The organism is Ruegeria conchae, assembly GCF_000192475.1.
Taxonomy (GTDB): domain Bacteria; phylum Pseudomonadota; class Alphaproteobacteria; order Rhodobacterales; family Rhodobacteraceae; genus Ruegeria; species Ruegeria conchae.
Genome location: NZ_AEYW01000013.1, coordinates 521,510 through 532,506, shown reverse-complemented (window position 1 = coordinate 532,506; position 10,997 = coordinate 521,510). Strand labels below are relative to the sequence as shown.

Here is a 10,997-nt window from a genome sequence, read left to right as displayed (position 1 = left end):
TTGACACCTTGGTCGCAGAGAAAGAGGCCGAACATGCGTTTTTCGAAGCTTCAAAGGGCGCGGCTTTGACTAAGCAGTTGCTTTCAGAGTTCCACTCGAACCTTCAGTTGCCAACGCCAAGTCAGTAGCAATCGTCTACGCAACACCCTCCAATCGGGCCTGTATCTGGAATAGCGGCTTGCCTCTACAGGGCGGGCCGCCCATATCTAACACATGCTCCGATTATCACCCATCTTGCTGGCCATCGCCTATGCCGTCGTCATGTATCGGATTTCTGTTTGGCGCACGCATCGCGAGCTTGATGCAAAATCGACTGAGTTGGCTGATCCCGCTCTCAAACGTATGACCGACCGATTGGCGGCAGCTTTGGAAATCGATCGTGTGCCAGTCTACATCTACGAAATCGATCCGGTGAACGGTCTGGCAGCCCCTGATGGACGCATTTTCATTACGCGTGGATTCTATCGAAAGTTTCACAATGGCGAGGTTTCGGCAGAAGAAATGGCGAGCGTCATCGCGCACGAGCTTGGGCATGTAGCACTGGGACACGCCCGGCGGCGCATGATCGATTTTTCCGGCCAGAATGCGCTGCGGGCGGCGTTGATGATGCTGTTGAACCGTTTTATTCCGTTCATCGGTGCGTGGATCGCGAATATGCTGACACATCTGTTGGCCTCGCGATTGTCGCGTGGCGACGAGTATGAGGCAGATGAGTATGCCGCGGCGCTTTTGACAAAAGCCGGAATTGGGATTGGGCCGCAGAAGTCATTGTTCCACAAGCTTGAAGATCTGACACAACAGCGTGCAGGCGTAGCACCAGCCTGGCTGATGAGCCACCCGAAAACGGATGAGCGGATTGCAGCGTTGGAGGTGTTGGAACAAAAGTGGGGCGTTGGTGGTTAGTTTGGAAGCGAGGGGCCAGCCCCTCGCACACCCCGGAGTATTTTTGGCCAGATGAAGAAAATCCTGCGTCAGTCGGCGAGCGCTTTGCCTAGTCTTGGCAGCCGTGCTTTCTTCATCAGTGTGCGTAATGTCCAGTTATCGCCCGATAGGCGGTTGGCGACTGACAGAACGCTGGTAGCGATTTGCGACATGCCTTCTGGATCCGAAAGCCAGAAACCGTGCAGCAACCCATCGGGGTCGCGCCGATCAAGCCCTTCTTCGGCAAGGATGTTTTTTGGGAAGTCCTTGGCGTTGACGGTGACTATGGCATCCGACGAGCTTGTGACTGCTGTTGCCAGAACGTGGATATCTGCCGCATCCGGCAACCATAGACGTTGCTCCGCTCCGGGTGCGGCAGGATGCTCGGCATCTGGCCAATTTGCCTGAACCAGTGCGATTTCGGCACGTGCCTGTACTTCGCCCTCCGGGCCGAGTTTGCGCGCCGCGCGGGCCCATTCTTCCAAGATGCGCGCGGACCAGACAGGTGTAAAATGGCCAAGCTTGGCGGCGCCCAGCAACATTTCTCGCATCACCGTTGGATAGATGACGCAGGTATCCAGAACCGCTTTCACAGCCGGTAGAACACAGCTTTGAGGTAACCGCTTTCGGCTAGTTGCGGCAGTTGCGGGTGGTCAGGGCCCGCAAATCCGGTATGGATCAGTTGGGCTCGTCTCCCTGCGCGTCCGATCCCGCGCGAAGACGCATCACGGAATCGTCCCAAATCAGCGGCATGAGAACAGGAGCAGAGGCCAAGGTAACCGCCGGGCTTGACCAGCGGTGCTGCCAGACGTGCGATGCGCTCATACGCGCGCAAGCCTGCGTCCAGCGCCTGTTTCGAGGGGGCAAAGGCTGGAGGGTCACAGATTACAACGTCGAATTCTGCACCCTCTTCCCCCAGCTTGGCCAGCACATCGAAGGCATCCCCTTGACGGGTCTGAAAACGGTCGGCAAACCCTGATACCTCAGCGCCCTTTGCCGCCAATTCCAGAGCGGCTGCCGATCCATCAACCGACACGGCGTGTGCCGCGCCGCCCGCCAGCATGGCCAAGCCGAACCCACCGACATGACTAAAAACATCCAGTACACGCGCACCGGGGCGAACCAGCTTGGCGGCAAACGCATGATTGGGGCGCTGGTCATAAAACAGGCCGGTTTTCTGCCCGCCCGTCAGGTCGGCCATATATGTTGCACGGTTCATGGGCACCGGCAGCGGTGCCTCGGGCGCAGTGCCGCGGAGGGCCAGGCTGAGATCGTCCAGCCCTTCCAAACCGCGCGTGCGGCCCGAGGCATTTTTCAACACCGTAGATACCCCGGTGACTTTGACCAGCGCGTCGGTCAGCGCATCGAGATGCGCCTCGGCCCATGCGGCGTTTGGCTGGATCACGCAGGCATCTCCGAAGCGGTCGATGATGACACCCGGAAACCCATCCGCCTCAGCATGGATCAGACGGAAGTATGGGGCATCAAACAAGTTTTCGCGCATCTCAAGCGCATGGCGAAGTCGCGTTTCGAACCAATCCGCGGTCAGCTGTGTCCCGATATCGCGATCCAGCACCCGGCACATGATCTTCGAGGCCGGGTTTACTGCGACCAGAGCGATGGGTGCGCGTTTATCATCTTCGAGCACAGCCAATGCTCCGGCTTCGATTTTTCGAGTCCGGCGGTCGGTCACGATGTCATTGGCATAGACCCATGGAAACCCATGGCGAAGGCCACGCGCGTTGGCCTTGGGTTTCAAACGGATACGGGGGCGTTCGGATGAATTTGTCATGGCGCCCTCATAGTCGCGAATAGGCAGCGGTAAAAGCCCTGTTAGCGGTTGCGATTGCGCCAGCCGCCACGCCGCTTGGGCGCTTGGGCAGTTTGCAGCCCTTCGGCCAGTACCTGCGTCATAGGGTGGTATTCTGCCCGAGCCGAGTAAATCGAATGCAGAGAGCTCACTGCCTGTTGCTGATCGCGGTCCGCAGGCAGGCTCAGCGCCCAATCTAGAAAGATGCTGCGGCATTCAGGCAAGGTGATGCCTTCAATCCGATAAGCCTCGCGGATCAGACCTTTATGATCATTCGGATCATCATTGCGTGCCATCTTCAATCTCCCCAACCACGCCGCTGATCAACTGGGCGGCCCTACTGTAACTGTCCTTCAAGGCAGATTGCAGCTGCTCGACCTGATCGAACCCGGTGGCCCGGCACAGGAAGGCTGTGCCTCCCTCGCCAATCTTATCGGCCTCAATCACTTTCCCCGACAGCAGCCGCGCTGCGCATTGCACCGACCAGCATAAGTCGTAACAGTCCTTGAGGGTTTGTGCCTGCGCGACATCCAACAACGCGGCTGCGACCGCGCCGTCAAGACCCGAGGCTACATCGCGCTGAGGAAGCCCCGCCATCAAAGCTCCGGTTTCAGCCAACAGTTCAATATCCATCATGCGGCCCGGCCCGTTCTTGGCGTCCCACACTCCGGCGGGTGCTTTGGCGGCAGCAAGCCGGGCGCGCATTTCGGCAACCTCTTTCAGAACCATGTCCCTATCGCGTGGTTGCGACAGGAATTCAGCGCGAAAGGTCTCGATATCCTCCGCCAGCTCAGCATCGCCCGCAACAACATGGGCTCGGGTCAGCGCCAGGTGTTCCCACACCCAGGCTTCATTCTGCTGGTAGTTGGTGAAGCTGCCCCAACTGGTGGCTACTGGCCCCTGATTGCCCGAAGGTCGAAGGCGCATGTCGACCTCATAAAGACGCCCCTGCGACATCGGCGCGCTGAGCGCTGTGATCAGGGCTTGGGTATACCGAGCGTAATATGTCCGCGTGGCCAGCGGGCGGGGGCCATCAGACATGTCCTGATCCTGTGGGTCGTAGATGACAATCATGTCCAGATCGGATTGCGAGTTGATGCGCCCTGCCCCAAGCGATCCCATGCCCAGAACCGCGGCACCACGCCCCGGCGCAGGGCCGTGTTTCTTGGCAAACTGCTCGACAACGCAAGGCAGCACCGCCGCGATGACGGCCTGCGCAAGTTCAGCATATTGCCGCCCGGCCTGCGCCCCGTTGATCAATCCGCGCAGATGATGCACGCCTATGCGAAAGTGCCATTCCTTGCACCAGCGACGCGCAAAATCCAGCTGCGTTTCATAGTCGTCTTCTTCTGTCAGGGCCTGTGTAAGCTCGGCCCGCAACGTAGTCAGCCCCGGCCAATCGCTGAAGAAACTTCCGCCTATCACCGCGTCAAAAACAGAGGCATTGCGCGAAAGATGGGTGGCAAGAGCGTGAGATGTACCGACGATATCGACCAGCAGATCGATCAGTTGCGGATTCGCCTCAAACAGTGAAAACAGCTGCACCCCGGCTGGCAGTCCAGAAAGAAACCCGTCCAACGCAAGCAACGCTTCTTCGGGTTTCGCGGTCTTTGCCAGTCGCGATAAAAGCTCGGGCCTTAGCCGCTCGAATATCCGAGCCCCCCGCTGAGACCGAAGCGCCGGATAGGTGGGCCAGCGGGCCAGAACACCCTTGTCGAATTCGACCTCTTGTAACGGCGCGGGCTGCGCGCCCGGTCCGGGGGCAAAGAACCCTTCAGTCAATTCGTGCACTTCGGTCAGGCGGCGGGTCAGCTCGGCGGTCAGTTCGTCACTACTGATGCCCATCAGGCAGGCAACCCGTTCGATCCCGTCTTCTGAGTTTGGAACCTTGTGGGTTTGCGCATCATGTACCATCTGGATTCGATGCTCGACCTCGCGATGGGCGCGGTAATGATCCGTCAGTTTTTCGGTGACATCCTCGGGCACCCAGCCTTTCGACGCCAGCGCCGCCAAACCAGGCACGGTTCCCCGCACCCGCAGGTCAGGGTCGCGGCCTCCTGCGATCAGTTGGCGGGTCTGAGTAAAGAACTCAATCTCGCGAATACCACCCTGCCCCAGCTTCATATCATGACCTGGAATCGAGAGGCTGCCACCAGTCCCCTTATTCTCGCGGATGCGCAGACGCATGTCATGAGCGTCTTGAATCGCAGCAAAATCCAAGTGCCGGCGCCAGACGAACGGGCGCAACGCATCCAAAAATCTCTGCCCCGCCGTGATATCTCCGGCACAAGGTCGTGCCTTGATATAGGCCGCGCGCTCCCACGTGCGTCCAAGGCTTTCGTAGTACCGCTCAGCCGCTTCCATCGCCAGACACACTGGCGTGACTGCCGGGTCAGGGCGCAGGCGCAGATCAGTTCGGAATACATAACCATCCGCCGTTTTGTCGCTGAGCGTCGCACAGAAGTTTCGTGTGGCGCGCACCATTCCCTGCCGGGCCTCGTAAAAATCATCAGGGTCGAAACGTGTTTCATCGAACATCACGATCAGGTCGATATCCGAGCTATAGTTCAGCTCGTGCGCACCCATCTTGCCCATCGCCAGAATGACCATACCGCCAGCGGTTTCGACATCGTCTTCAGTCATGCCCGGCAGCTTTCCACGCCGGATCAGTGCGGCAATCTCGGCCTTCGCTGCTACATCGGCGGCCAGCGCTCCGAAATCGGTCAGTGCAGCAGTCACCTTTTCCAACGGCCACGCACCCGCCAGATCTGCGATGGCCGTCAACAAAGCCATGCGTCGTTTTGCCTGCCGTAGACCGGGTTTCAATTGATCCAATGGCAGCTTCCGAGCCGCCTCCATCACATCCGCCAATGCCTGGTCTGGTTGCTGCAGCGCTTGCGGCAGCCAGTCCCGTTCTTGGTCGATCAATCCCTTAAGATAAGGGCTGGAGCCAGCAGTTCCTGCGATCAACTCACCCTGTTCGGCCGTCAGATCGGGCAGTGCAGCACGTGTTTCCTGCCCTAGTTCGGCATGAAATGCACGCGGTAGACGGTTTATGGCGAGAGCGTCACTCATGCTTTATCCAAAGGGGTGTCCTGGCTGAAGCTGTTGACCCAAACGTCATGCCGCCTCTCCCAAAGTGACGAGATCAGCATCGCTTCCCACTCTTCTCTGTCGGGTCGCCGATAATCTGCGCGGTACGAGAGCAAAACTATGTCCGCCGACAAAACACGCAGTCTGGTGTCGCTGAGTTCATACTGTGCCATCGTCGGCGCATCCGCGAACTGGCCCACGTGATCATCTCGATTTGCAAACCCGGATGGGTAGACGCCCAGAAAATCTGAGCTCAGCAAGGCACGGTCCGCCTCGGCGTTCCCTTCAACAAGCGCAGTCCACACTTGTTTCTCCAACGATAGAATCTGATCAAGTGATGGGGCGGGTTTATTTTCAATATCTTGCATGAGCTGAAATTGCGCCCGATCCGCGACCGCGTCAACCAATCAAGAGCGATGATCCATTAAATGTAAATCTTTTTCACATACACCCCTTGCATTGCCGATCGGCCCCTCCCATCTAGGAAATGTGAAAAGTATTTACATCCTAACTGGAGAGAGCAAAATGACCGCATTGTCCGACCACGCCGTTCCCCAAAACCCGGGGTGGCTGCACCGAAGCGAAGCCTGGCTTGACAGCAAAGGCAAAGGCGCCTGGATCGCCGCAATGGTCCTTGGCTTTATCTTCTTCTGGCCGATCGGCCTTGCCTTCCTTGCCTATATGATCTGGAGCAAACGCATGTTCAGCAAATCCTGCAGCCGCCGTTCTTCCTGGAACAGTCACATGAGCGCCATGAAACCTTCGGGCAACAGCGCATTTGACGCGTATAAGGCTGACACGCTGGCGCGGCTCGAACGTGAACAGAAGGACTTTGAGGCCTTCCTGCACCGCCTGCGCGAAGCCAAGGATAAGGCCGAATTCGACGAGTTCATGGACGAACGCGCCCGCGACAATCGCGACGACGCAGACGATGAAAATAAACCCGTCTGATCTGAACTTGCCCTGTCCCGCCTGTCGGGACAGGGTGTTTCTGACAAACTTCCGGACCGTACTCTATGACTCACCTGCCTGATCCCGACAGCCAACCCGAATTTTATCAATCCGTGGCGACCAAACGCTTCTTTGCCTGGCTGTTCGACATCGCCTTCATCTCACTGCTGTGTACAGTTGCAATTCTGCTGACCTTTGGCATGGGTTTTTTCATCCTGGCCCTGATCTATGCCGTGGTTAGCTTCGTCTACCGCGTTGTCACTATCGCGAATGGCTCGGCCACGTTGGGGATGCGCTTCATGGGGATCGAGTTGCGTGATGCGTTTGGTGCCCGGATGGATACAGGCAAAGCCATCGCACACACGGCAGGCTATTTCGTTAGCATGGCGTTTCCGGTACTGCAGATCATCTCGGTTATCATGATGATGACCAGCGCCCGGTGTCAGGGCCTTACCGATGCCTTCCTCGGTACCGTGATGATCAATCAACGCGCCTGACTAAACACCTGAGTGAAACACTTGGCGGCACCAAAAACCGTTGCTATCATCGGTCCCGAGGAAATGCGGGACCTTCATGCGACACACGCTGCCAATCGCGCCACAATTCTATGTGACGGCACCCCAACCCTGCCCTTATCTTGAGGGTAGAATGGAACGCAAACTGTTCACCGCCCTTCAGGGAGAAGGCGCGGACCAGCTGAATAATTGCTTGTCGCAACAAGGATTTCGCCGTTCGCAGAATGTGCTTTATCGACCGTCCTGCACCGATTGCGCCGCCTGCCTGTCAGCGCGCATCGATGTTTCAAACTTTCGCCCCAGCAAAAGCCAGAAACGAGCCTATCGGCGCAATTCCTACCTGACTCGGCATGCCACATCGCCGTGGGCCACAGATGAGCAATTCGACCTATTCCGGCGCTATCTCGATGCTCGCCATGCTGATGGCGGTATGGCCGATATGGATGTGTTTGAATTTGCTGCGATGATCGAGGAAACTCCGATCCGCAGCCGTGTAGTGGAATATGCCGATCCCGATACAGACGAATTGATCGCAGTCAGCCTGACCGATGTGCTGGATGACGGGTTGAGCATGGTCTACTCGTTCTACGATCCACTGTTTCAGCAACACTCGCTGGGTACGTATATGATCCTCGACCATATTGAGATCGCGCGCGAGGCCGGATTGCCCTACACCTATCTGGGGTATTGGGTCCCAGGCAGTCCGAAGATGGACTATAAAGCCAAATTTTCGGGGCTTCAGGCCTATATTCGAGGCGAATGGAAGCAGATTGAAGACCCGGAACAATACGCCCAGACAGCGCATCATCCTCTGTCATCGGCCCCGATTGCCGAGCAGGTGGCCAACATCCAACTACCTGACAGACATCCGACGAAAGGCTAACCTGCAATGAGGCAGAGCCTTCACGCGGTCACTCTTGTAGTGCCGGACTACGATGATGCGATTGCGTTCTACACCAATATGCTGAGCTTCTCGCTGCTCCAGGATATTGATCTAGGCGGTGGTAAACGCTGGGTGCGCGTAGCGCCTCCGGGATCATCCGGGGGTACGCTGTTGCTTGCCAGGGCTGTGAATGAGATCCAGCGCTCGTGCATCGGGAACCAGACAGGAGGCCGTGTCGGCTTCTTCCTTGAAACAGATGATTTCAATCGGGACTACGAAAACATGCGCGTCAACGGCGTTCATTTTGAAGAACCGCCTCGCTACGAACCCTACGGTACCGTAGCGGTCTGGCGTGACCCCTTCGGCAATCGCTGGGACCTGATCCAGTTCACCTGATCCCCTTCACATTTGCATAAAAAAGGGGGCATCGAAGCCCCCTTTCCCTTGAACATAAATCGCCCCAATCAGCTTGGTATCAAATCGGGCACAATGGTGACGATCGAGGGGAAGAACCACAAGATCGCGATACCCACCACCTGAATGATCACAAACGGTATGATGCCACGATAGATGTGGCCGGTTGTGACCTCTTTGGGAGCAACTCCGCGTAGATAGAACAGCGCAAACCCGAAAGGTGGCGTCAGGAACGAGGTCTGAAGGTTCACCGCAACCATGATCGTCACCCATTTCGGATCGAATGACCCGCCGTAGATCACCGGCCCAACGATCGGGATCACGATGTAGATGATCTCGAGGAAATCCAGCACAAAGCCCAGGAAGAACAACACAAGCATCACGATCAGGAAGACCGTGAATTCGTTGTCGAAGCTCTTGAGGAATTGCTGGATATAGTGCTCGCCTCCGAACGAGATCACCACCAGGTTCAGCAGTTGCGATCCGATCAGGATGGTAAAGACCATCGAGGTCACCTTAGCCGTCTCGCGCACTACAGGTGTCAGAACCCCGCTCGAGAACAGCACCCAACATGCGAACAACAGCCCGAACAGCGCGTAAAGATAAGCGGAATAGGCAATGATGAAGGCAATCCAGCTTTCGACCGTGACACCGCCCTGATTGATACGCAGATCAAAGTTCACGCCCATCAGCAGCGCAATGATCACTGCAAAGGTCGACCATATTATCACCTTGCCCGACCTACCCTGATCCTGCAGCTTGCGATAGGCCGCCAGCATGATAGCCCCACCTGCCCCCAGTGCCGCTGCGGGCGTGGGGTTGGTGACACCGCCAAGGATCGATCCCAGCACCGCGATGATCAGGACCAGCGGCGGGAACACCACCCTGATCAGATCATTAGTGGCGCATCGTGCGGCCGCCTCTTTACAGCCATACATGACAAACGCGAAGGGTATCGCCAGCAACAGGAACGTCGCCCCGGACGACGTTGTCGGCGCAATCAGCAGCACATCGACCAGCAGCATCAGCAACAAGCCGATAGCCCCAACGATCAGAGGCTGCGGCGACCGCGATGGAGCAATCCCGCGTCCCAGTACCAACGTGAGCCCCAGCAGAACCACAATAACGGCGACACCGTTTCCTATCGGTGCAGCGGCAGCGATCTTGGCCTCTTGTGCAGCCGCAAGTTCCTCTTCGCTCAGACGTTGGGATTCAGCTGCACCTCCTGCCTCATCGATCGCTTCCTGCTCGGCCACCGCCTGATCCCAGGCGGATTGACCATGCAGTTCGATCATCGAAGCCTGACACTCTTCCGAGACGTTTGTGCGCAGTGATGCGCCCTGCCCGATATCCGAGAATGCCGAGACTGAGACATTCTGGCTTCCGATCACGCCCGCACTGCCCAGCAGCACAGCGCCAACGATCAGAGCAACCGGAGCACCCAGCAGCCAAGTCAGACCTTCCGAGCGCGTGATGGTTTCACCCGAACCGCCCGACAGCTCAACCGCAGGGGCCTTTTCCGGGTTCAGCAGTGCATAACCAAAGGCATAGAGCGCATATAGCAGCGCCAGCATGATCCCTGGCAGCAGCGCAGCCTGGAACAATGTGCCCACCGAAACGACTGCAGGCTCGCCCAGATAGGTCAGCGCGTCGGTACACCCGGCCTCGACCGCTCGCGTTTCCTGCGCGGTCGAATAGAGGTCACCAGCCAGCGTCCCCAGCAGAACGATCACGATGGACGGTGGAATGATCTGCCCCAACGTACCCGAGGCCGCGATCACGCCCGTCGCCAGTTCCGGCGAATAGTTGTTGCGCAACATGGTCGGCAGGGCCAGCAGGCCCATGGTGACCACAGTCGCGCCCACGATACCAGTCGAAGCCGCAAGGAATGCACCCACGACCACAATCGAGACCGCAAGGCCACCGGGCAAGGGCCCGAAGACGCGCGCCATCGTGGTCAGCAGGTCGTTTGCGATCTTCGACCGCTCCAGCGTGATGCCCATCAGAACAAACATCAGCACCGCTAGCAGGGTCTCAATGGACTGCCCTGCCAGTACACGCTCGTTCATACGGTTCACGATGAAGGAGACGTTGCGGTCCAGCGCAGTTTCCCAGCCTTGTACAAAGACTGGCTCGGCGATCCTTGGCAAATCCGGGTATCGGAACACGGAAATCACGTCAGGTTTGACGCCCGAATTCACCACGTCGCGGTAGGCTTGCGAACCGGTGTCGATCGCTTGGTGGATCAACAGCCCCGCGCTGTCCAATGCGGCGATGATCCCGAACGAAATCACCCCGGCCCCTCCGATGGCAAAGGCCACGGGAAAGCCCGAAAGGATGCCTCCGAAGAGGCAGAAGAATACGATAATGAGGCCTATCTCGACGCCATCAAGTCCGAATAGCATTGTCT

11 protein-coding genes are annotated in these 10,997 nt (G+C 57.7%); 5 read left to right on the top strand and 6 right to left on the bottom strand.

Annotated features, from left to right (window positions below):
- The first annotated feature begins 213 nt into the window (after positions 1–213).
- Positions 214–903 carry a M48 family metallopeptidase gene (locus G7G_RS0114595; RefSeq protein WP_010442175.1) on the top strand — a complete coding sequence of 230 codons (690 nt, stop codon included), beginning with the start codon at positions 214–216 and terminating at the stop codon, positions 901–903.
- 68 nt (positions 904–971) lie between these two features.
- Here the strand turns inward: G7G_RS0114595 and G7G_RS0114590 are convergent, their stop codons facing one another.
- Genes G7G_RS0114590 through G7G_RS0114570 form a run of 5 tightly spaced genes read right to left on the bottom strand, consistent with a single transcriptional unit; the run spans position 972 to position 6,192 of the window.
- On the bottom strand, positions 972–1,514 hold the full coding sequence (locus tag G7G_RS0114590) for an RSP_2648 family PIN domain-containing protein (protein WP_010442174.1): 543 nt from the start codon (positions 1,512–1,514) through the stop codon (positions 972–974).
- Positions 1,511–2,713 (bottom strand): RSP_2647 family RNA methyltransferase, encoded by a 1,203-nt coding sequence (locus G7G_RS0114585; RefSeq protein ID WP_010442173.1) that lies wholly within the window; start codon positions 2,711–2,713, stop codon positions 1,511–1,513. Before G7G_RS0114585 ends, G7G_RS0114590 begins: the two co-directional genes overlap by 4 nt.
- Before the next feature lie 41 nt (positions 2,714–2,754).
- A complete protein-coding gene (locus tag G7G_RS0114580) occupies positions 2,755–3,027 on the bottom strand; it encodes a hypothetical protein (RefSeq protein WP_010442172.1) in 273 nt (90 codons plus the stop codon).
- Entirely contained in the window at positions 3,014–5,806 is a 2,793-nt protein-coding gene (locus G7G_RS0114575; protein ID WP_010442171.1) for a [protein-PII] uridylyltransferase family protein, read from the bottom strand. Before G7G_RS0114575 ends, G7G_RS0114580 begins: the two co-directional genes overlap by 14 nt.
- Positions 5,803–6,192, bottom strand: a complete 390-nt coding sequence (locus G7G_RS0114570) for a nuclear transport factor 2 family protein (RefSeq protein ID WP_259462629.1) — start codon at positions 6,190–6,192, stop codon at positions 5,803–5,805. Before G7G_RS0114570 ends, G7G_RS0114575 begins: the two co-directional genes overlap by 4 nt.
- 157 nt (positions 6,193–6,349) lie before the next feature.
- Between G7G_RS0114570 and G7G_RS0114565 the strand changes: the two genes are divergently transcribed.
- From G7G_RS0114565 to G7G_RS0114550, 4 genes are all read left to right on the top strand, one after another.
- Positions 6,350–6,775 (top strand): DUF2852 domain-containing protein, encoded by a 426-nt coding sequence (locus tag G7G_RS0114565; protein WP_010442169.1) that lies wholly within the window; start codon positions 6,350–6,352, stop codon positions 6,773–6,775.
- Between the two features lie 65 nt (positions 6,776–6,840).
- Positions 6,841–7,272: an RDD family protein gene (locus G7G_RS0114560; RefSeq protein ID WP_010442168.1), complete on the top strand. Its 432-nt coding sequence runs from the start codon at positions 6,841–6,843 to the stop codon at positions 7,270–7,272.
- A gap of 76 nt (positions 7,273–7,348) precedes the next feature.
- Positions 7,349–8,173 (top strand): arginyltransferase, encoded by an 825-nt coding sequence (locus G7G_RS0114555; RefSeq protein WP_029622027.1) that lies wholly within the window; start codon positions 7,349–7,351, stop codon positions 8,171–8,173.
- Positions 8,174–8,179: 6 nt separating this feature from the next.
- Positions 8,180–8,569, top strand: a complete 390-nt coding sequence (locus G7G_RS0114550) for a VOC family protein (protein WP_010442166.1) — start codon at positions 8,180–8,182, stop codon at positions 8,567–8,569.
- A gap of 68 nt (positions 8,570–8,637) precedes the next feature.
- On the opposite strand, the gene G7G_RS0114545 is transcribed toward G7G_RS0114550, so the two are convergent.
- Positions 8,638–10,992, bottom strand: a complete 2,355-nt coding sequence (locus G7G_RS0114545) for a TRAP transporter large permease subunit (RefSeq protein ID WP_010442165.1) — start codon at positions 10,990–10,992, stop codon at positions 8,638–8,640.
- Positions 10,993–10,997: the final 5 nt, after the last annotated feature.

Bases quoted from the DNA above. Each gene is read 5' to 3' on its own strand.
- G7G_RS0114585 (WP_010442173.1), bottom strand. From the start codon at position 2,713: ATGACAAATTCATCCGAACGCCCCCGTATCCGTTTGAAACCCAAGGCC.
- G7G_RS0114580 (WP_010442172.1), bottom strand. From the start codon at position 3,027: ATGGCACGCAATGATGATCCGAATGATCATAAAGGTCTGATCCGCGAG.
- G7G_RS0114550 (WP_010442166.1), top strand. From the start codon at position 8,180: ATGAGGCAGAGCCTTCACGCGGTCACTCTTGTAGTGCCGGACTACGAT.
- G7G_RS0114545 (WP_010442165.1), bottom strand. From the start codon at position 10,992: ATGCTATTCGGACTTGATGGCGTCGAGATAGGCCTCATTATCGTATTC.
- G7G_RS0114565 (WP_010442169.1), top strand. From the start codon at position 6,350: ATGACCGCATTGTCCGACCACGCCGTTCCCCAAAACCCGGGGTGGCTG.
- G7G_RS0114595 (WP_010442175.1), top strand. From the start codon at position 214: ATGCTCCGATTATCACCCATCTTGCTGGCCATCGCCTATGCCGTCGTC.
- G7G_RS0114555 (WP_029622027.1), top strand. From the start codon at position 7,349: ATGCGACACACGCTGCCAATCGCGCCACAATTCTATGTGACGGCACCC.
- G7G_RS0114560 (WP_010442168.1), top strand. From the start codon at position 6,841: ATGACTCACCTGCCTGATCCCGACAGCCAACCCGAATTTTATCAATCC.
- G7G_RS0114575 (WP_010442171.1), bottom strand. From the start codon at position 5,806: ATGAGTGACGCTCTCGCCATAAACCGTCTACCGCGTGCATTTCATGCC.
- G7G_RS0114570 (WP_259462629.1), bottom strand. From the start codon at position 6,192: ATGCAAGATATTGAAAATAAACCCGCCCCATCACTTGATCAGATTCTA.